Origin of the sequence: Staphylococcus sp. GDY8P72P (assembly GCF_016890655.1) — a bacterium.
Classification (GTDB): Bacteria; Bacillota; Bacilli; order Staphylococcales; family Staphylococcaceae; genus Staphylococcus; species Staphylococcus arlettae.
Genome location: NZ_JAFEQJ010000034.1, coordinates 75,463 through 97,165 on the forward strand (window position 1 = coordinate 75,463; position 21,703 = coordinate 97,165).

The following is a 21,703-nucleotide window of genomic DNA, read 5'->3' on the forward strand; positions in this document are numbered from 1 at the left end:
TATTTGCACTTTAAACTATATTTTATCATATTGTAATCGCTTAAAATATAAAAATACATCGATTTATAAATAGAACAGAACCTTTAAAGTATTTATGCTGACTCTCTTCAACTTCATTACCTTGGAGAACTATTTTAAATATAATTGCTTCAAGCTAGCGATGCACTAATGCCAATATAAAAAGAGACTAGGACGAATCAATTTTGTCCTAGTCTCTTATGTTATTATGCTTTTTGAACTGTAATTGTCCAAGAAGCATCATCTAATTGTTCATAGTTTGTTACTGGATAACCTTGTTCAGCAGCCCAGTTTGGCAATGCTTCTGTTGCTTGTGTACAATCAAAATCAATTTTCAATTCATCACCAGTTGTTAATGTTTCCATTTTCTTTTGAGCTTCAATTAATGGAAATGGACAAACCATTCCTACTGTTCCAAGTTCATGTACCATAAAACAATCCTCCTTAATAATTATGTTGTTTGAGTTTGAGTCGTTACTTGAGCATTACTTTGTGTTGTTGCTCGCTGTGCTTTTTTCATTGGTCTGATAAAGATGAAATAGCTCATAAACCATGCACCTAAAATCATAGAAGCTAGTGCTATCCAGCCCTTCCATGACATAGTCGCAGTTTCTACTAAGCCATTCCCTATTGAACAGCCACCGGCTACTGACGCACCAAATCCCATACAAGCGCCCCCAATGACACTATTTCTAATGGTTTTTTTATCTGGTAGTCTCCATTTAAACTCTCTTGAACCTTTAGCTGCGATATACGAACCAAAGAAAATACCTAATACTAGGAACACTCCCCAGTCTAACAGGTTTACATCACCAGTCATAAAAAATTGCACAATGTTAGCTGATGGTGTTGTTATACCTAAACCATACATACGTCCTGTAGATTCACTGACAGGCCATGCTAGCAATGCAATCAATCCGACAACAATTGCTGCAATAAATGGATGGTATTTCTTTTCAAATAGATAGTAACGTACACCTGTAAATTTTTGTTTTAATTTTGGTACTGCTACTTTTGATTTAGGTTTACGCAATGTTTTCACTACAAAAAAGATAGTAATTGCAACTAATAAAACTACCCAAACCCAAGTTGGAATACCTGTTGTTTGAGACATACTTGTACTAACCGTAGTTGGTTTGTTAATGCCATTCATTACAGGTAATAACAAACCAAATTTAGTTACTGCTGCCGTTACAGCGTATAATGCTAAGGCAATCCAACTGCCTATCAATCCTTCACCTGCACGATACCAAGTACCTGTAGCACAGCCACCTGACAATACCATGCCAATTCCAAATATAAATGAACCAATAATTGTTCCTATAATTGGATAACTTGATTCAGGTATTTGGACTACTCCTGTAGATGTCAAAATAAGTAGCCCAATACTTTGTATTGAAATAGCAATTAGTAATGCATAAAACATCTTATTACTTTTTTGTATATACATATCTCTAAAGCCACCGGCTAGACAAAAGCGTGTTCTTTGCATTACAAATCCTAATAATGCTCCTACTATTAGTCCACTAACAATTAACCAAATCACTTTATCTCCTCTTTTCCGATTAAGTCAATAAGATTAATAATATAAAATTTCACTATAAATTTCAATAGTTTGCGCAAATTGTAATAATTTTGTAACTCTAAAATATAAAGGGAGTGGGACAGAAATCCGATTTTGAAAAAATGATTTCGTCGTCCCACCCCGGCAAGGATGACTAGCGTTGAAAAAAGCTTGATTTAAAGCGCATTTTCAATGCAGTCAGCTACTACCAAAATGAAAAGAGACTAGGACAATCAATATTGTCCCAGCCTCTTAAAACAGTTATTTATTACCATAATTTTTCATAAAGAATAGTAATGATTGTAGTTCAATACCTAAATCAATATGATGAACTTGCACATCATTCGGAGTGCTAACGCGATTTGGCGTGAAGTTTAAAATACCTTTAACACCTGCTTCTACAAGTTGATCAGCGACTCGTTGGGCTACTGTTTCAGGTGTCGTTAAAATCACTACATCGATAGCTTCATTTTGTAATGTCTCTTGCATCTCATCAAAATGTTTAACAACAATATTACCTACTTGTTGACCCACTATTTCATCACGAATATCAAAAGCTTCTGTTATGGTCATTTCATCATGTATAGAAAAATTATACGTCAATAACGCTTTACCTAAATTACCTACACCTACAATGGCAATTTTAATTTCATTATTTTTACTTATCTCATTTTTAAAGAAATGCAACAGGCTGTCTATATTATAACCATATCCTTTTTTACCCAATTCTCCAAAATACGAAAAGTCTCTACGAATCGTCGCTGAATCGATATTTAATCCTTCGCTAATTGTTTTAGAGTTCACCCTGTCTATACCTTTTGACTTTAATGTATTAACAAATCTATAGTATAACGGTAAACGTTTTAACGTCGCTCGAGGAATTCTATCGCTATGATTAGCCAAAACCTTGTCCCCCTAATAATACTTGGATTATATCCTTAATTTTGTATGTACAATTACTACAATATTATACATGATAAATATTTAAAAATAAACAATCCTTGTTTTCTCAATAGCCGTTATACGGTAGAATATAAAGTATTAGAGAGGTGCGAATCAAATGATATTATTACAATTAAACAATGTGTCAAAATCATTCGATGGAAAAGATATTTTCAATGATGTAAATTTCGAAGTAAAAACAGGTGAACGTATTGGTATTGTTGGACGAAATGGTGCGGGAAAATCTACATTAATGAAAATAATTGCTGGTGTTGATGGTTATGATTCTGGACATATTTCCAAAATCAAAAATTTAAAACTAGGCTATTTGACACAACAAATGACACTAGACACAAATGAGACAGTTTTTGAGGAAATGTCAAAACCATTTAAACAGGTAATGGAAATTGAACAACAAATGCAACAAGAAACGCATTGGTTGGCACAACATGCAACTGAATATGAGAGTGATGACTATAAAGCACATATTGAAAAATATGAAAATTTATCAAATAGATTTGAACAATTAGAAGGTTATCAATATGAAAGTAAAATCAAAACAGTGCTACATGGTTTACATTTTACTGATGAGGATTTTAATCGTCCTATCAATGATTTTAGTGGTGGTCAAAAAACACGTCTTTCTTTAGCTCAAATGCTTCTTGAAGATCCTGATTTATTATTACTTGATGAGCCTACTAACCATCTAGATATGGAAACAACACAATGGCTAGAAAGTTATTTGAATTATTTTAAAGGCGCCATCATTATAATTAGTCACGATCGTTACTTTTTAGATAAAATCGTAACACAAATATACGATGTAGCGTTAGGCGACGTGCAACATTACGTCGGAAATTATGGTCAATTTATCACTCAACGTGATAAATATTATGAAAAACGCATGCAAGAGTATGAAAATCAACAAGCTGAAATTAAAAAGCTCGAAACTTTTGTAGATAAAAATATTGCTCGTGCCTCTACTTCAGGAATGGCCAAAAGTCGTCGTAAAATGTTAGAAAAAATCGAACGTATTGATAAACCCTTACTTGATGCACGTAGTGCTAACATTCAATTTGATTTTGACCGTAATACAGGCAATGATGTTTTCCATATTAAGCATTTAACCATTGGCTATGAACAACCCATTACGCAACCTATTGATTTGGAAGTAACTAAAGGAGACCATGTAGCAATTATTGGTCCTAATGGTATCGGTAAATCAACATTAATTAAAACGATTGCCGAACGACAACCTGCATTAGGAGGAAAGATAACAACTGGTGCAAACCTTAAAATAGGTTACTATGATCAAAAGCAAGCTGAATTCAAATCAACTGCTACTATTCTCGACTACGTGTGGGATCAATATCCTTCTATGAATGAAAAAGATATACGAGCAGTGCTTGGGCGATTTTTATTCGTACAAGAAGATGTCAAAAAAATCATTAATGATTTATCTGGTGGAGAAAAAGCGCGTCTTCAACTTGCTCTTCTAATGTTAGAAAGAAACAATGTTTTAATACTCGACGAACCTACTAACCACTTAGATATAGATTCAAAAGAAATGTTAGAACAAGCCTTAAGTCAATTCCAAGGCACTATACTCTTTGTTTCACATGACCGTTATTTCATCAATCAACTTGCCAATAAAGTTTTGAATATTGATGAATCAGGTGGGCAATTGTATTTAGGTGACTATCAATACTTTTTAGATAAAGTTGAAGAACAACAAGCTTTAGCACAACATCAAGCAACCAATGACAGTGCTACTGAACAACACGATACTACAACAAATAACTATACGTCACAAAAAGAACAAAAAAAGTTACAACGTCAAATCACACGTCAAATTGAACAATGCGAACAAGATATTGAAACCTATGAGGCGCAAATTGACGACATTGATGTACAGTTAACACAACCAGAAGTATATAGCGATCCTGAAAAAGCAAATGCTCTTGCAATTGAAAAACAACAAACCGAACAGCAATTAGAACAGGCTTTAGAGTTATGGGAAGAATTACAAGAAAAGTGATTTGTTTCTATATAGTTTTATTTTCTGAGGAAGTAATCCACATTACTTCCTCTATTTTTTATTCACATTTAAAACCTTATAACAAAAGCTATCCACAGAGTTATCCTAGTTATCCACAAGTAAAATGTAAATTCTACTTAGGATTATCCCATACATTTTTTAACAATGCACAGCTTTAACCACTAGTTATACACAACTTATACACTAATTGTTGATAAGTACGCACGTTCTCTATTGACAAAAACGGTCAATGCATACCTAAATTCACTATGATAAACTTCAATTAATGCATTATCATAACGCTGGAGGAGTTTCTTTATGCCATCATTTTTATGGGCCGCTTTAGCGGTTGTTTGTTTTAGTATTATCGTTATTATTATGAGTGATATCATTTACAGATATAAGCTGAAACAACAAATCTCACTATTATGGAAATTACAAAAATCTTTAGAAACATTTATTCGTCCATATCATCGATATGCATATTACTTTGAAACGTACCAAACATCACAGCTTCAAGATAGGATTATCGATGATAAAACATGGTTCGATTTAGATCTACCTAAATTATTTAAACGTATGAATTTTAATTTTACTGCTATTGGCGAAATGCGGTTGTATAGTACATTAAGAAATATGACAACTGTTGATAATGAGTCATTAATCCAATTGTTTAAGTCCAATTCATATATTAGAGAAACTGTAAGTTACCATCTTGCTTTAATTGGAAAGTCAATCTATCCTATTTACCCAGACCAATTAGCGCCGGTTAAACGTCAAACTGTCTTTATGTATTGTACTTATCTACCCTTTGTTGGTTTGTTATTACTCTTTATTGATTTTAAAATTGGCACGATTGTTACATTGATGTTTATTGTACTCAATTTTGTATTAAGTGGTTCATTACGCAAAACATTCGAACAAAATTTAAATTCTATGTATTATACAGCATCGGTAATTCAAAAAGCCTATAAACTACATAAATTAGAAGGCTTGCCACCTCTCGATGTTAACTTCAAACATTTTACAGCATCACGTAAGCTTAGTTGGTTGTTAGGCCGTGCAAATTCTAATAATGACGCATTTTCTATTATGTTATTATTTAAACTCGCCTTTATGGTGGATTATCATATTTTCCACTTAATTCAACATAGTTATAAACGATATGAAGCTGAAGTTTTAGCTTGCTATGACTATATTGCAACTTTAGATAATCATTATTCAGTCGCATTGTGGCGTGAGACATTAGATTATTATGCAACACCTGAAATTACTGATAACTTTATGATCGAGTCTAAAGATGTAACCCATCCATTACTGACCAATGCCGTACCTAATACGTTAACGATTGATTTTCAAATGCTATTAACAGGTTCCAATGCTTCTGGCAAATCAACCTATATGAAGGCAATTGCATTAAATTTAATACTTGCTCAAACAGTGCAAACCGTTACAGCTAATAAATTTAAGTACAAACCTGGTTCGGTATTTACTTCAATGGCTAACCAAGATGACGTTATTTCTGGAGAAAGTTATTTTATGACTGAATTAAAAGCAATTCGTCGTCTTTTTAATGGTCAAAATAACAATTATCGATATTATTTTATTGATGAAATTTTCAAAGGTACAAATACTTCTGAACGTATTGCCGCTTCAGAATCAGTATTACGTTATTTAAATCAACAACCTAATACTCGGATAATGGCAGCAACACATGATATTGAATTAGCGTCATTATTACAACCCGATTATAAAAATTATCATTTTAACGAAACTATTAGTGATAATGAAATACACTTTGATTTTATTATTAAGTCAGGTAAAGCTAATACTCGTAACGCGATAGAACTTTTACGTATCACCGACTTCCCTACTCCAATTTATGAACGCGCTAAAAACAACGTTGAGCATCGCTAACAACCCCAAATTAAAAGAACCGTTTCTGATAAAATAAAGATCAGAAGCGGTTCTTTTAATTTATTATTCTTCTGCACTAATCATCCAAGTGACACCAAATGGATCATTAAACATCCCATATAGTGGTGACCACTCTGTTTGTCCCAATTCCATTGTAGCCACGCAACCACCGTTAATTGCATTTTCGAAAAATGTTACTGCTTGTTGACGTTCATCTTCATTATTATAGTCAAAGGTAAATGTTACTATCGCACCACTGTTATCAATTTTTTTATTCTTCCAAGTATCACTGCAATAAAATGTTTGTCCTAAGATTTCAAAAGTTGCATGCATAGTAAAATCTCCATCAACTTGATATTCTTCTGGCATATCTTTAAACATTTCATCATCGCCACCTACACGATGAATATTTGCCGCGCCTAAATGTTGCTCATAAAAGTTCAATGCTGCTAAACTATTTTTAAAATTAAAATATTGTATTGTTTTCATTTTACATTTCCCCTTATATTATTAGTAGTATATCTAGTACTATAAATACCCAAATTTTATCTATTCATTTATAAAAAACCTTGTAAGTCATATATCAATGACATTACAAGGTTTGTTGACGCTATTCTATTGAAAACATTTCGATATCTAAACTACTATTACCATTAAGTGTCATATCAGCATATTTATTTTCAAGATATAAATAATGGCCAGCCGCACCTATCATTGCTGCATTATCTGTACATAGCTTGACGCTTGGAATAGATAATTTAATGTCTTGTTGTTCACATTGCTCAGTCAACGCAGTTCTGAGACCTTTATTACTGGCAACGCCTCCTGCGACAATTAAATCCGAGACATTATAATCTGCACATGCTTGAAGTGCTTTACCTACTAATACTTCTACAACACTATTTTGAAAACTTGTAGCAACATCGGCAATATTAATTTCTTGTTGTTTTTGACGTTGATTATGCAACTTATTAATCACTGCACTCTTCAAACCACTAAAGCTAAAATCATAACTTTCTTTATCTAACCATACGCGTGGAAAATCATACGTATCGTTACCTGTTGCAGCCAATTTATCAACTTGCGGGCCGCCTGGATAACTTAAACCTATCGTTCGTGCTACTTTATCATAGGCTTCACCTACTGCATCATCACGTGTTTCTCCAATAATTTCAAAATTCAAATGGTCTTTCATATATATTAATTCTGTGTGGCCACCTGATACAATAAGTGCGATTAAAGGAAATTGTAATGGTTCTTCAAGATGATTGGCATAAATATGTCCTGCAATATGATGCACTGGTATCAATGGTTTGTCATATGCAAATGCTAACGCTTTTGCCGCATTGATACCTACAAGTAATGCGCCTATCAAGCCAGGTCCTTGTGTCACAGCAACTGCATGAATATCTTCCATTGTTACATCAGCGTCCTTCAATGCTTCATCAATAGTAGTAGTTATTCCTTCTACATGATGCCTGCTAGCAACTTCTGGAACAACCCCACCAAATCGTTTATGACTGTCTATTTGACTCAATACAATATTACTTAAAATAGTAGTACCATTTTGAATGACGCTAATACTTGTTTCGTCACAACTAGATTCTACTGCTAATATTAACGTTTCATTATTCATTTAAATTCACCCACATGACTAATGCATCCTCACCTTCACCATAATAATTTTTCCGCTTGCCACCGTACTGAAAACCTAATTTTTGATAAACATGCTGTGCCACTGCATTTTCGACCCTGACTTCTAAACTCAATGTGTCACATTTGTTGCGTGAAAATTGAATGACATAATTTAATAACAATTGTCCAAACCCATAACCACGATAGTCACTTGTTATGGCAATTGTTGTAATTTGTGCTTGATCTATCACAATCCAACTTCCAACATAACCTAATATATGTTGGTTGTATTCAATTACAAAATAATGAGCGAATTCATTTGCTTCAAGTTCATGATAAAAAGCATCAATCGTCCATGAGCTATCATTAAAACTATGTCGTTCAATATCGAACACTTGAGGTACGTCAGCTTTGACCATAGGTCTGATTGTTAATTCTTGTTTTGTTGGTTTAGCCAATTACGTTCAGCCTCTGATATTTTTAAGTAATTAGGTTTAAATGTATATACATCATTAGGTACGGTATCTATTAATGAATACATTGTTTTAGCTTGCGGTAAATTCGCGATAAATTCTGCATCTAGTAAATCTTGTAATTTTTCGCTATCTTCTCCGACAAAAATATATGATTGCTGCAGATCATGTAAATGGTTTAATAACGCTTCAATCGTTATATATTGATCATTCAAAGCACAATGTAACTGATTATCATCATAATAGTATACTCCAGCATAAACTGCTTCGCGTCGAGCATCAAAAATAGGAACTATCAATTGATTTGTCTTTGAAACTGTTGCGGCTAAAGCTTTTAGAGATGATACTACATAGAGCTTTATATTTAAGGCATAAGCTAATGTTTTAGCTACTGTAACACCTATACGTAATCCAGTATATGAACCTGGACCTTCAGCGACAACAATAGCATCTAAGTCTTTTTTATCTACATGTGCACTTTGTAATACTTTGATAATAGCTGGCATTAATTGCACCGAATGATTCTTTTTTTCATTAGAATTAAGTTCACTTAATACTTGATCATCTTGCATAACCGCTACAGAAAGTGGTTGATTTGAAGTATCAATCAACAGATAATTCATGTTCTACCTCCTCCTTAATTTGAATATAATGTTTTCCTGTACCAACGAGTTGAATTGTACGTTCATATTCATTGTCTACATCTATATTGATTGTTAAATGTTGTTCTGGTAAATACGGCTTTATAAACTGGCTCCACTCAATTAGTATTACTGCTTCATCTTCAAAATACTCATCGAAACCTAAGTCTTCTTCAGCGTTTTCTAGTCTATAACAATCCATATGATGAAAGTTTAAGTCCTTGCCTTTGTACGACTTGATAATATTAAAAGTCGGTGAATTAATAGTGCGTTTAACGCCTAATGCCCTACCAATAAATTGACTCAAAGTAGTTTTCCCTGCTCCTAAATCGCCATTTAACAATACAACATCTCCTGCAATGAGATGTTTAGCTACAGCATTACCAAAAGCTTCCATTGCTTCCAAATTTGTTATTTTAATCATTCACTTACACCTACTATTTGTCAGAATATAAAATACATGTTTAGCTGTATCATATCTTATATTTGCTATTTTGATAATTAACTCTTATATTCTAACAAATTTTTACTACTTTTACTTTAATGTAAACCGTTTAATTAAAAAAAGATAATTGTAAGAATTGAAAGAAAATTCAAAATAATCATTGACATCATTCCGGCGATGTAGTAAATTTAATTTATCAAATTTTTAGATAATTCAAACAACTAATATATTAACCATTCAAACGGAAAGGAGCATAATAAGATGACCTATAATACAACAGTAAATAAACCAACAACTTCAAATATTTTAGTCATTTTATTATGCTTATAGGACTGGAGCTTTAGTATCAATTTACTAAAAGTTTAAGTCCTATTTCTAGTTGAATGGGACTGGAAAGCGTCCCAATAATTTATTGGGACGCTTTTTTATTTTCAATTTTATGGGGGAATTCACAATGAGAAGTGACATGATTAAAAAAGGAGATCACCAAGCTCCAGCACGAAGTCTTTTACATGCAACAGGTGCTTTACAACAACCAACAGATATGAACAAGCCTTTCGTGGCGATTTGTAATTCATATATCGATATTGTTCCAGGGCATGTACACCTTAGAGAACTTGGCGACATAGCCAAAGAAGCCATTAGAGAAGCCGGTGCTATACCATTTGAATTTAATACAATCGGTGTCGATGATGGTATTGCTATGGGACATATTGGAATGAGATATTCCCTACCATCACGTGAAGTCATTGCTGATGCTGCAGAAACAGTCATAAATGCACATTGGTTTGACGGCGTCTTTTACATACCAAACTGTGACAAAATCACGCCTGGTATGTTACTCGCATCAGTTAGAACGAATGTACCAGCTGTATTTTGTTCAGGTGGACCTATGAAAGCAGGTTTATCATCACAAGGTAAAGCTCTTACATTATCATCAATGTTTGAAGCGGTTGGCGCATTTAAAGATGGTTCAATTACAAAGGATGAGTTTTTAGATATGGAACAAAATGCTTGTCCTACATGCGGATCTTGTTCCGGCATGTTTACAGCAAATTCGATGAATTGCTTAATGGAAGTTCTCGGTTTAGCTCTCCCATATAACGGAACTGCATTAGCAGTAAGTGATCAACGTAGAGAAATGATTAGAGAAGCAGCATTTAAACTTGTAGACAATATAAAAAATGATATTAAACCTCGTGACATTGTTACTAAAGAAGCAATTGATGATGCTTTCGCCTTAGATATGGCAATGGGTGGTTCAACAAACACTGTACTTCACACATTAGCAATTGCTAATGAAGCAGGTATTGATTACGATTTAACACGTATTAATGAAATAGCAAAACAAACACCTTATTTATCTAAAATCGCACCAAGCTCATCTTATTCAATGCATGATGTACACGAAGCTGGTGGCGTTCCAGCCATCATCAATGAATTATTTAAAAAAGAAGGTACATTACATCCAGATCGTATTACCGTAACTGGTCAGACATTACGTGAAAATAATGAAGGAAAAGAAATAACAAACGCTGATGTTATTAGACGCTTAGACAATCCTTATGATAAACAAGGTGGTTTATCAATACTTTACGGTAACTTAGCACCAAATGGAGCAGTCATCAAAGTTGGTGGCGTCGACCCTTCTATTAAAGTATTTAAAGGGAAAGCGATTTGTTTCAATTCACATGACGAAGCTGTAGAAGCTATTGATAACCACACAGTTCGCGAAGGTCATGTCGTAGTTATAAGATATGAAGGTCCAAAAGGCGGTCCAGGAATGCCAGAAATGTTAGCACCAACCTCTTCTATAGTAGGTCGTGGCTTAGGTAAAGATGTAGCACTAATTACAGATGGTCGCTTTTCAGGTGCAACACGAGGCATTGCTGTTGGTCATATTTCACCAGAAGCAGCTTCAGGTGGACCTATTGGGTTAATTAGAGATGGCGACGACATCGTTATCGATTTAACCGAAAGAACATTAGACGTCGATGTCTCAACAGAAATTTTAGAAGCACGTAAGCAAGATGTCCCACAATTCAAAGCAAAAGTAAAAACAGGTTATTTAGCACGATATACAGCTTTAGTAACTAGTGCAAATACAGGTGGCGTAATGCAAGTGCCCGAAAATCTCATTTAAGGAGTGGATGAAAATGGCTAAAAATGTTGAAACGATGTATAAAGACCAACCTGAAGCAATAGAACAATATGAACCCAATGAAGAATATGAACAAACAGAACTGGAAACAGAAACACTTGATGAAATGAAAACAGGTTCTGAACTGTTAGTTGACTCACTTGTACATGAAGATGTAGATTTTATCTTTGGTTATCCAGGTGGTGCCGTTCTACCTTTATACGACACATTTTATGATGGAAAAATCCAACATATTTTGGCACGACATGAGCAAGGTGCAACACATGCAGCTGAAGGTTATGCTCGTGTGTCCGGTAAAACTGGCGTAGTAGTAGTAACAAGTGGACCTGGAGCAACTAATGCAATTACTGGTATAGCTGATGCTTACAGTGACTCATTACCATTAGTAGTCTTTACTGGACAAGTAGCAACAGCTGGTATTGGTAAAGATGCATTCCAAGAAGCAGATTTATTATCTATGACTACACCTATAACTAAACATAACTATCAAGTAAAAAATGTTAATGATATTCCTACCATTATTCATGAAGCATTCCATATTGCTAATACAGGTAGAAAAGGACCAGTTGTTATAGACTTCCCTAAAGATATGGGTATCCTTTCTACTAATGCTCAAGTCAGCGAAAACTTAGACTTGCCAGGTTATAAGGTAGCTAATGAACCTAAATTTGATGAAATTCAAAAATTACGTGATTACCTTAAAACAGCTAAAAAACCACTAGTTTTAGGTGGTGCTGGTATTAATCATGCACAAGCTAATGACGTATTCACAGAATTTGTTAACCGACATCAGTTACCAGTCGTAACAACATTATTAGGTCTTGGTTCAATACCATATGAACACCCCCTATTTTTAGGTATGGGAGGCATGCATGGCTCATACGCCAGTAATATAGCATTAACAGAATGTGATTTATTGATAAACTTCGGTAGTCGTTTTGACGACCGACTCGCAAGTAAGCCAGATGAATTCGCACCTAATGCCAAAATCGTGCATATCGATATTGATCCATCAGAGATCAATAAAATCATTAAAACAGACTTAGGTATTGTTGCTGATTGTAAAGCAACAATCGAAGCTTTACTTGCATTTGAGAGTTATTCAATTAAACATGATGAGTGGCTTACTACATGTTCTAATAATAAGGCTCAATATCCTTTCAGCTATAAAAATGATCAAGATAATTTCTCTAAGCCACAACGTACAATTCAGTATATCGGTGAGATCACAAATGGTGATGCCATAGTAACTACAGATGTTGGTCAACATCAAATGTGGGTTGCTCAATATTATCCATTTAAAACACATGGCCAATTGGTAACGAGTGGTGGCTTAGGTACGATGGGCTTTGGCATTCCAGCTGCTATCGGGGCTAAGTTAGCTGAACCACAAAAACCAGTAGTAGCTTTTGTGGGCGATGGTGGATTCCAAATGACAAATCAAGAAATGGCCATTCTTGAAGAATATGGTCTAGATATAAAAATTGTTATTATCAATAACGGTACTTTAGGTATGGTTAAACAATGGCAAGATAAGTTCTTTAATAAACGTTTTTCTCATTCGGTATTTAATGGCCAACCTGACTTTATAAAAATGGCTGAAGCCTATAATGTTAAAGGGTTTATGATAGATGATCCTACAAAATTGGAATCTCAATTAGATGAAGCCTTTGCACATGAAGGTCCAGCATTAATTGAAGTTAGAATTTCACCTATTGAACCTGTAACACCAATGGTTCCTTCTGGTAAACCGAATCATGAAATGGAGGGCTTAGAATGAGAAGAACATTTCGCACAAGAGTAAGAGACAAAGCTGGTACATTAAACCGCTTAACTAGTATTTTTGTAAGACGTCAATTCAATATCGTCAACCTATCTGCAACACCAACCTTACAAGAAGGTATATCAGATATTACATTTGTAGCAGAAGTGCCAGACAGAGACGTTTTAAGAAACTTACTAACACAACTCGAAAAACAAATTAACATCATTAGTGTGGAAGACATTACCGATACTAACACCTACAATAGAGAGTTAGTATTAGTAAAGTTACAAACCCCTTCTGATCAGTCAGAATTATACAAAGTAATTCAACCATATGATGCGCTAGTATCTATATTGAAGCAAGAAGCGGATTATACTTACCTTCAAGCTTCAGGTCCTCAATATACGATGGACAATTTATTAGATGATCTATCATCATATAGTATTGAACAGATTGCAAGAACAGGTTCAGCAGGAATCATTTAATTTTCGGAAAATTTCGAATTTATTTTAATTACACATGGAGGATTTTATTATGACAACAGTTTATTATGATCAATCAGTAACAAAAGATGCACTACAAGGTAAAAGAATTGCAGTTATCGGCTACGGTTCACAAGGTCATGCACATGCACAAAATTTAAAAGATAATGGTTATGACGTGATCATTGGAATTCGCCCAGGTAACTCATTTAATAAAGCGAAAGATGATGGTTTTGAAGTATTTCCTGTAGCTGAAGCAGCAAAACAAGCTGAAGTCATTATGATTTTATTACCTGATGAAATTCAAGGTAAAGTCTATGAGGAAGAAATCGCACCTAACTTGGAACCAAATAATGCACTAGTATTTGCACATGGCTTCAATATTCATTTTAACGTAATTCAACCACCTGCAGATGTTGACGTATTTTTAGTTGCACCTAAAGGTCCTGGTCATTTAGTACGACGTACATTTGCTGAAGGCAGTGCAGTCCCTGCCCTAATCGGTATCGAACAAGATGCTAGTGGTGAAGCTAAAGATATTGCTTTAAGTTATGCTAAAGGAATTGGCGCTACACGTGCGGGTGTATTAGAAACTACATTTAAAGAAGAAACTGAAACTGATTTATTTGGTGAACAAGCTGTACTATGTGGTGGTGTAACTAAATTAATTCAATCAGGTTTCGAAACATTAGTAGAAGCTGGTTATCAACCTGAAATTGCTTATTTCGAAGTATTACATGAAATGAAATTAATCGTTGATTTAATGTATGAAGGTGGTATGGAAAACATGCGTTATTCAATTTCCAATACAGCTGAATTTGGAGATTACGTATCTGGACCACGTGTTATTACACCAGATGTTAAAGATAATATGAAAGCAGTATTAACTGATATCCAAGCAGGAAACTTCAGTGACCGCTTCATCAAAGATAACGAAAATAACTTTAATGAATTCCATAAATTAAGAGAAGAACAACACGGTCATCAAATTGAAAAAGTTGGTAAAGATTTACGTGAAATGATGCCTTTCATTAAATCTAAAAGCATTCAAAAATAAATGACTAATTAACTTCATAGCATCTGAGATATCAATTCTTATCTCAGATGTTACGAATTAGTTAGATTAACGGGATAATATATTGTTAGGAGATGTTGAAAATGAGTAACCATATTCAAATTTTTGATACTACACTTAGAGATGGAGAACAAACGCCGGGGGTTAGTTTTTCATTCGATGAGAGGTTAAAGATAGCAAAGCAATTAGAAAAATGGGGAGTCGATATAATTGAAGCAGGGTTCCCTGCCTCAAGCACAGGTAGTTTTCAATCAGTTGAAGCAATATCTGAAGCATTATCAACTACTGCTGTATGTGGTTTAGCGCGTTGTGTAAAATCAGATATTGATGCTGTATATGAAGCAACCAAAAAAGCTGCGTTACCACGTATTCATGTATTTGTTGCAACAAGTCAAATACATTTAGAATCAAAATTAAAAATGACACAAGATGAAGTATTAGCTTCAATTAAAGAGCATGTTGCATATGCCAAAGACTTTTTCGATGTAGTTCAATTTTCACCAGAAGATGCAACACGAACAGAATTACCATTTTTAATTGATTGTGTTCAAACAGCTGTAGATGCCGGTGCTAGTGTTATTAACATTCCTGATACTGTAGGTTTTAGCTATCCATCAGAATATGGAAAAATTTTCAAAACACTTCTTGAAACAATTAAAACAGATCATGAAGTCATTTACAGTGCACATTGTCATGATGATTTAGGATTAGCCGTTGCCAACAGTATGGCTGCAATTGAAAATGGCGCCAAGCGTATCGAAGGTACTATTAATGGTATTGGAGAACGTGCAGGTAATACAGCTCTTGAAGAAGTTGCTCTTGGCCTTTACGTTCGCCAAGATCATTATAACAATCAATCCAAAATTAATTTAGCAGAGACCAAACAAACATCCGATTTGATTTCTCGTTATGCTGGTATTAGAGTTCCAAAAAATAAAGCAATTGTTGGTCAAAATGCGTTTAGTCACGAATCAGGTATCCATCAAGATGGCGTGTTAAAAAACCCTGAAACATATGAAATTATGACACCACAACTCGTTGGTGTTAAAACAACTGAATTACCACTAGGTAAATTATCTGGTAAACATGCATTTGCTGAAAAACTTGTAAACCTTGGCTACGATATCGATGTAGATGAACAAAAAGTATTATTTAAGCAATTTAAAGAAATCGCTGATAAAAAGAAAGCAGTAACTGAGAGAGATATTCACGCTTTAATTCAAGGTACATCACATGAACAAAGTGCTATTTATCAAGTAGAAACATTACAACTACAATTTGTTTCTAATGGTTTACAAAGCGCCGTCGTCGTCATTAAAGATAAAGATGGCAATATTTACCAAGATTCAAGTATCGGTACAGGTTCTATCTTAGCTGTTTATAATGCCGTTGATCGCATCTTCGACAGAGAAACTGAACTACTAGATTATTCTATTGATTCAGTTACTGAAGGTTCTGATGCTCAAGCTGAAGTACATGTACAATTAAAAATCGGTAATCAAATTGTATCTGGCGTTGGTATCGATCATGATATTTTATTAGCGTCATGTAAATCATATGTCGAAGCACAAGCCAAATATATTGCAGATATTTCTAAGGAAGAAGGTATTCATTCATGAGTTATAAAATCATAGCATTGCCTGGTGATGGTATTGGTCCAGAAATTATGTCAGGTTCATTAGAAATCTTATCACAGTTAAGTCAACAATTTAATTTTAGTTATGAACTTGAAAGTCATGACTTTGGTGGAATTGCTATCGATAATCATGGTACACCCCTTCCAGATAATACATTATCTGCGTGCCAACAAGCTGATGCTGTATTATTAGGTGCAGTTGGTGGTCCTAAGTGGACAGATCCAGCTAATAGACCTGAACAAGGTTTATTAGGTATCCGTAAAGCATTAGGCTTATTTGCTAATATTCGCCCTACTACAGTGACAGGTGGGACTAGCCATTTATCACCACTTAAAGAAAGTAAAGTAGCAGGTACAGACTTTGTAATTGTGCGTGAATTAACTGGCGGTATTTATTTTGGCGAACCTAAACATTGGGATAACAATCAAGCCGTCGATTCACTAACATACACTAAAGCCGAAATTGAACGTATCGCTCGTGTTGGTTTTGAGTTAGCTCAAAAAAGAAACAAAAAGTTAACTTCAGTCGATAAAGAAAATGTTTTATCATCTAGTAAATTATGGCGCCAAGTCGTTAATAAAGTAGCAGCAGACTATCCTGATGTTGAAGTAAACCATTTACTCGTTGATGCTTGCGCTATGCACCTAATAGTAAATCCGTCACAATTCGATGTCATCGTTACTGAAAACTTATTTGGTGATATTTTAAGTGATGAAGCATCTGTTATTCCTGGATCTTTAGGATTATCACCATCAGCTAGTTTTAGTGAACAAGGCACACGTCTTTATGAACCTATCCATGGTTCAGCACCTGATATTGCAGGTCAAGATAAAGCCAATCCATTCGGTATGTTACTTTCAGTGGCTATGTGTTTACGTGAAAGTTTAAACCAAGATGATGCAGCAACACACTTAGAAAATATCATTTATACTTTGATTAAAACTGGTAAAACAACAACAGACCTTGGAGGTCAGTATACTACTTCTGACATATTTAATTTTGTAAAAGAAAATCTTTAAAGGAGGAGATGTCGTATGGGTAAAACACTTTTTGATAAAGTATGGAATAAACATGTGTTAACGGGTAAAGAAGGTGAACCTCAATTATTATATATTGATTTGCATCTTATTCACGAAGTTACATCTCCTCAAGCATTTGAAGGTTTGAGGCTACAAAATAGAACACTACGTCGCCCTGATTTAACATATGCTACTTTGGATCATAACGTACCTACAATTGATATTTTTAATATTAAAGATGAGATTGCGAATAAACAAATAACTACATTGCAAAAGAATGCTAAAGAATTTGGTGTTCACATCTTTGATATGGGTTCAGATGAACAAGGTATAGTGCATATGGTAGGACCAGAAACAGGATTAACTCAACCAGGAAAAACAATTGTGTGTGGCGACTCCCACACTGCCACTCACGGCGCTTTTGGTGCCATTGCATTCGGTATTGGTACAAGTGAGGTTGAACATGTCTTTGCAACTCAAAGTTTGTGGCAAACAAAACCGAAAAATTTAAAAATTGATGTAAATGGTACTTTGCCTCCTGGTGTCTATGCTAAAGATATTATTCTACATCTAATTAATCAACATGGTGTAGATTTTGGTACAGGTTACGCTTTAGAATTTACAGGTGAAGCCATTCGCGCACTCTCAATGGAAGCACGTATGACTATTTGTAATATGGCTATAGAAGCCGGTGCAAAATACGGCATGATGCAACCAGATGACACAACATTTGAATATGTTAAAGGACGCCCTTACGCAACGAATTATCAGTATGATATAGATGCATGGCGTGAACTTTATACTGATGAAGATGCTGAATTTGATAAAGTCATTGAATTAAATGTTTCTGACTTAGAGCCACAAGTTACTTGGGGTACAAGTCCTGAAATGGGTGTCAATTTTAACACACCATTCCCTGAAATAACTGATGTTAATGATGAACGTGCCTATAACTATATGGGACTTAAACCCGGCCAAAAAGCTGAAGATATTGACTTAGGCTATGTCTTTTTAGGCTCATGTACCAATGCCAGACTTTCCGATTTAATTGAAGCAAGTCAAATCGTGAAAGGCAATAAAGTACATCCTAAAATTACAGCAATTGTTGTTCCAGGTTCACGTTCTGTAAAAAATGAAGCTGAAAAATTAGGCATTGATCAAATCTTTAAAGAGGCTGGTTTTGATTGGAGAGAGCCAGGTTGTTCAATGTGCTTAGGCATGAATCCTGACCAAGTTCCTAATGGTGTTCATTGTGCTTCTACAAGTAATAGAAATTTTGAAGGTCGCCAAGGTAAAGGTGCACGTACACATTTAGTATCACCAGCAATGGCCGCAGCGGCAGCAATTAATGGTAGATTTGTAGATGTAAGAAAGGTGGTTGTTTAAGATGGAAGTAAAACCAATTACAACATATAGTGGTAAAATTGTACCACTCTTTCACGATAATATAGATACAGATCAAATCATTCCAAAAGTTCATTTGAAACGTATTTCCAAAACGGGATTTGGTCCGTTTGCTTTCGATGAATGGCGTTATTTAGAAGATGGTTCAGACAATCCAGATTTTAACCCCAATAAACCAGAATATCGTGACGCTTCCATTCTGATTACTGGAGATAACTTTGGTTGTGGCTCTAGTAGAGAGCATGCAGCGTGGGCTATAAAAGATTATGGCTTTGATATTATTATTGCAGGAAGTTATAGTGATATTTTCTATATGAATTGTACAAAAAATGGTATGCTCCCTATTACGTTAGATGAAGCAGCACGTAAACATTTAGCTCAATTCCAAGAAATTACTATAGATTTACCAAACCAAACAGTTACATCACCAGAACAAACCTTCCACTTTGACATTGATTCAACATGGAAAAACAAATTGGTTAAAGGATTAGATGACATTGCAGTAACATTGCAATATGAGCAACAAATCAAATCATATGAAGAATCAAAAGCTTATTAAGCAGCTACTAATTTTAAATCAAAGGTGTGAAAATTATGACAGTAAAAACTACAGTGTCATCAAAGGATATAGATGAAGCATTTTTACAATTGAAAGATATCGCTAAAGAAACCCCTCTTCAAAAAGATCATTATTTATCTCTTAAATATGATTGTAACGTTTATTTAAAACGTGAAGATTTGCAGTGGGTACGTTCATTTAAATTGCGAGGCGCATATAATGCAATTGCTGCGTTAAGTGATCAAGAACGACAAAACGGTATAACTTGTGCTAGTGCTGGTAACCATGCACAAGGTGTAGCCTATACCGCGAGTAAATTAAATCTTAAAGCAGTTATCTTTATGCCAGTCACAACCCCACTTCAAAAAATTAACCAAGTTAAATTTTTTGGTGCTTCAAATGTTGAAGTCGTATTAACTGGTGATACATTTGATGATTGTCTTAAAGAAGCTTTAACTTATACTCAAGACAACAAAATGAATTTTATTGATCCTTTTAATAATATTTACACAATTGCCGGTCAAGGCACTTTGGCAAAAGAGATTATCAATCAAGCACAACAAGATGATGTCGAATTTGATTATTTATTTGCTGCAATTGGTGGTGGCGGTTTAATTTCAGGTGTAGGCACATATTTTAAAGATCACTCACCTAATACTTCTATTGTAGGTGTAGAACCTGCTGGTGCCAGTAGTATGTATGCTTCAGTAGTATTAGAAAACCAAATTGTTACATTACCTGAAATTGACAAGTTTGTTGATGGTGCATCAGTCGCTCGTGTCGGTGAAATCACATATGACATTTCTAAAAATGTAGTCGACGATTACGTCCAAGTACATGAAGGTGCAGTATGTTCAACTATTTTAGATATGTATTCCAAACAAGCAATTATTGCTGAACCTGCTGGTGCCCTTAGTGTCACAGCATTAGAACAATATAAATCACACATTAAAGGAAAAAATGTCGTTTGCATCGTAAGTGGCGGTAATAATGATATTAATAGAATGAAAGAAATTGAAGAACGTTCTTTACTGTTCGAAGAAATGAAACATTACTTTATCCTAAACTTCCCACAACGCCCAGGAGCATTACGTGAATTTGTAAATGATGTTTTAGGACCAAAAGATGATATTACAAAATTTGAGTATTTGAAAAAATCATCACAAAATACAGGAACAGTTATTATCGGTATTCAATTATATCATCATAGTGATCTAGAACAATTAAAAGAAAATGTAACAGAATTTGATCCATCAAACATTTATATTAATGAAAATAAAATGTTATATTCCTTACTGATATAACATTAAAAATTTCAAAATAAATATCTTTGATAAACATAGAAGAAAATGGTACTACTATTATTCAAAATAGTAGTACCATTTTCTTTTTCATATAAAGTAGTACTTTGCATGAAATGCACTAGTACTACTTATGCAATTGCTCCAGCAATTGTATACCTTTTGTCCTGACTTGCTTACCTCTCGTAAGCGCGTTGCGTCACAAGTTTCATTCGTCAGCTTCAATCGCTTTCACTTTGCCTTGTTTCTACTTTTATAATAAAGACCTTGTGGTCTAGATAGTATATTTTAGATATAAAAAAAGAGACCTCTCGGTCTCGGCTCATCGCATCCTATAATTGCCTGGCAACGTCCTACTCTAGCGGGATGTTAACCACTACCTTCGGCGCTAAGGGCTTTCGGCTTGTGACAAGCGTTCGCATCTATCCTCTTTCAACTTGCTCCTGACTTGCTTACCTCTCGTAAGCGCGTTGCGTCACAAGTTTCATTCGTCAGCTTCAATCGCTTTCACTTCGCCTCGTTTCTACTTTTATAATAAAGACCTTGCGGTCTAGATAGTATATTTTTCATATAAAAAAATAGACCTCTCGTTCTCGGCTCATCGCATCCTATAATTGCCTGGCAACG

19 protein-coding genes are annotated in these 21,703 nt (G+C 34.5%); 11 read left to right on the forward strand and 8 right to left on the reverse strand.

What is annotated here, in order from left to right:
* Positions 1 to 224 precede the first annotated feature (224 nt).
* The 3 genes from JVU85_RS12530 to JVU85_RS12540 form a co-directional block, all read right to left on the reverse strand.
* A complete protein-coding gene (locus JVU85_RS12530) occupies positions 225 to 449 on the reverse strand; it encodes a sulfurtransferase TusA family protein (protein ID WP_002509111.1) in 225 nt (74 codons plus the stop codon).
* Between the two features lie 20 nt (positions 450 to 469).
* Positions 470 to 1,564 carry a YeeE/YedE family protein gene (locus tag JVU85_RS12535; protein ID WP_002509110.1) on the reverse strand — a complete coding sequence of 365 codons (1,095 nt, stop codon included), beginning with the start codon at positions 1,562 to 1,564 and terminating at the stop codon, positions 470 to 472.
* Positions 1,565 to 1,843: 279 nt separating this feature from the next.
* A complete protein-coding gene (locus JVU85_RS12540; RefSeq protein ID WP_021459247.1) occupies positions 1,844 to 2,485 on the reverse strand; it encodes a redox-sensing transcriptional repressor Rex in 642 nt (213 codons plus the stop codon).
* Between the two features lie 157 nt (positions 2,486 to 2,642).
* Between JVU85_RS12540 and JVU85_RS12545 the strand changes: the two genes are divergently transcribed.
* Positions 2,643 to 4,562 (forward strand): ABC-F family ATP-binding cassette domain-containing protein, encoded by a 1,920-nt coding sequence (locus tag JVU85_RS12545; protein WP_021459246.1) that lies wholly within the window; start codon positions 2,643 to 2,645, stop codon positions 4,560 to 4,562.
* Between the two features lie 318 nt (positions 4,563 to 4,880).
* On the forward strand, positions 4,881 to 6,479 hold the full coding sequence (locus JVU85_RS12550; RefSeq protein ID WP_002509107.1) for a MutS-related protein: 1,599 nt from the start codon (positions 4,881 to 4,883) through the stop codon (positions 6,477 to 6,479).
* Positions 6,480 to 6,542: 63 nt separating this feature from the next.
* Here JVU85_RS12550 and JVU85_RS12555 read toward each other — a convergent pair whose 3' ends face one another.
* The 5 genes from JVU85_RS12555 to tsaE all read right to left on the reverse strand — a co-directional run bounded on the left by JVU85_RS12555 (position 6,543) and on the right by tsaE (position 9,652).
* Entirely contained in the window at positions 6,543 to 6,968 is a 426-nt protein-coding gene (locus JVU85_RS12555; RefSeq protein ID WP_002509106.1) for a VOC family protein, read from the reverse strand.
* Positions 6,969 to 7,089: 121 nt separating this feature from the next.
* On the reverse strand, positions 7,090 to 8,115 hold the full coding sequence (gene tsaD / locus JVU85_RS12560) for a tRNA (adenosine(37)-N6)-threonylcarbamoyltransferase complex transferase subunit TsaD (protein ID WP_021459243.1): 1,026 nt from the start codon (positions 8,113 to 8,115) through the stop codon (positions 7,090 to 7,092).
* Complete coding sequence (rimI, locus tag JVU85_RS12565) at positions 8,108 to 8,572, reverse strand: ribosomal protein S18-alanine N-acetyltransferase (protein WP_002509104.1); 465 nt, start codon at positions 8,570 to 8,572, stop codon at positions 8,108 to 8,110. Before rimI ends, tsaD begins: the two co-directional genes overlap by 8 nt.
* Positions 8,545 to 9,210, reverse strand: coding sequence for a tRNA (adenosine(37)-N6)-threonylcarbamoyltransferase complex dimerization subunit type 1 TsaB (gene tsaB, locus JVU85_RS12570; RefSeq protein WP_204172647.1), 666 nt, complete (start codon positions 9,208 to 9,210; stop codon positions 8,545 to 8,547). The genes rimI and tsaB overlap by 28 nt, the downstream gene beginning before the upstream one ends.
* Positions 9,191 to 9,652, reverse strand: a complete 462-nt coding sequence (tsaE, locus tag JVU85_RS12575) for a tRNA (adenosine(37)-N6)-threonylcarbamoyltransferase complex ATPase subunit type 1 TsaE (RefSeq protein WP_002509102.1) — start codon at positions 9,650 to 9,652, stop codon at positions 9,191 to 9,193. Before tsaE ends, tsaB begins: the two co-directional genes overlap by 20 nt.
* 475 nt (positions 9,653 to 10,127) lie before the next feature.
* On the opposite strand from tsaE, the gene ilvD reads away from it, so the two are divergent.
* The 9 genes from ilvD to ilvA all read left to right on the forward strand — a co-directional run bounded on the left by ilvD (position 10,128) and on the right by ilvA (position 21,079).
* Complete coding sequence (gene ilvD / locus JVU85_RS12580; protein ID WP_002509101.1) at positions 10,128 to 11,816, forward strand: dihydroxy-acid dehydratase; 1,689 nt, start codon at positions 10,128 to 10,130, stop codon at positions 11,814 to 11,816.
* 34 nt (positions 11,817 to 11,850) lie between these two features.
* Positions 11,851 to 13,614 (forward strand): biosynthetic-type acetolactate synthase large subunit, encoded by a 1,764-nt coding sequence (gene ilvB, locus JVU85_RS12585; RefSeq protein ID WP_002509100.1) that lies wholly within the window; start codon positions 11,851 to 11,853, stop codon positions 13,612 to 13,614.
* On the forward strand, positions 13,611 to 14,084 hold the full coding sequence (gene ilvN / locus JVU85_RS12590; protein ID WP_002509099.1) for an acetolactate synthase small subunit: 474 nt from the start codon (positions 13,611 to 13,613) through the stop codon (positions 14,082 to 14,084). Before ilvB ends, ilvN begins: the two co-directional genes overlap by 4 nt.
* A gap of 49 nt (positions 14,085 to 14,133) precedes the next feature.
* Positions 14,134 to 15,138, forward strand: coding sequence for a ketol-acid reductoisomerase (ilvC, locus tag JVU85_RS12595; RefSeq protein WP_002509098.1), 1,005 nt, complete (start codon positions 14,134 to 14,136; stop codon positions 15,136 to 15,138).
* Positions 15,139 to 15,239: 101 nt separating this feature from the next.
* The gene (locus JVU85_RS12600) at positions 15,240 to 16,775 is read left to right on the forward strand and encodes a 2-isopropylmalate synthase (protein WP_204172649.1); all 1,536 of its coding nucleotides are present in this window, start codon (positions 15,240 to 15,242) and stop codon (positions 16,773 to 16,775) included.
* Positions 16,772 to 17,812: a 3-isopropylmalate dehydrogenase gene (leuB, locus tag JVU85_RS12605; protein ID WP_107376915.1), complete on the forward strand. Its 1,041-nt coding sequence runs from the start codon at positions 16,772 to 16,774 to the stop codon at positions 17,810 to 17,812. Before JVU85_RS12600 ends, leuB begins: the two co-directional genes overlap by 4 nt.
* A 15-nt stretch (positions 17,813 to 17,827) precedes the next feature.
* Positions 17,828 to 19,198 carry a 3-isopropylmalate dehydratase large subunit gene (gene leuC / locus JVU85_RS12610; protein WP_107376916.1) on the forward strand — a complete coding sequence of 457 codons (1,371 nt, stop codon included), beginning with the start codon at positions 17,828 to 17,830 and terminating at the stop codon, positions 19,196 to 19,198.
* Position 19,199: 1 nt separating this feature from the next.
* Positions 19,200 to 19,775, forward strand: coding sequence for a 3-isopropylmalate dehydratase small subunit (gene leuD, locus JVU85_RS12615; RefSeq protein ID WP_002509094.1), 576 nt, complete (start codon positions 19,200 to 19,202; stop codon positions 19,773 to 19,775).
* A 35-nt stretch (positions 19,776 to 19,810) separates the two neighbouring features.
* Positions 19,811 to 21,079, forward strand: a complete 1,269-nt coding sequence (ilvA, locus tag JVU85_RS12620; RefSeq protein ID WP_002509093.1) for a threonine ammonia-lyase IlvA — start codon at positions 19,811 to 19,813, stop codon at positions 21,077 to 21,079.
* Positions 21,080 to 21,703: the final 624 nt, after the last annotated feature.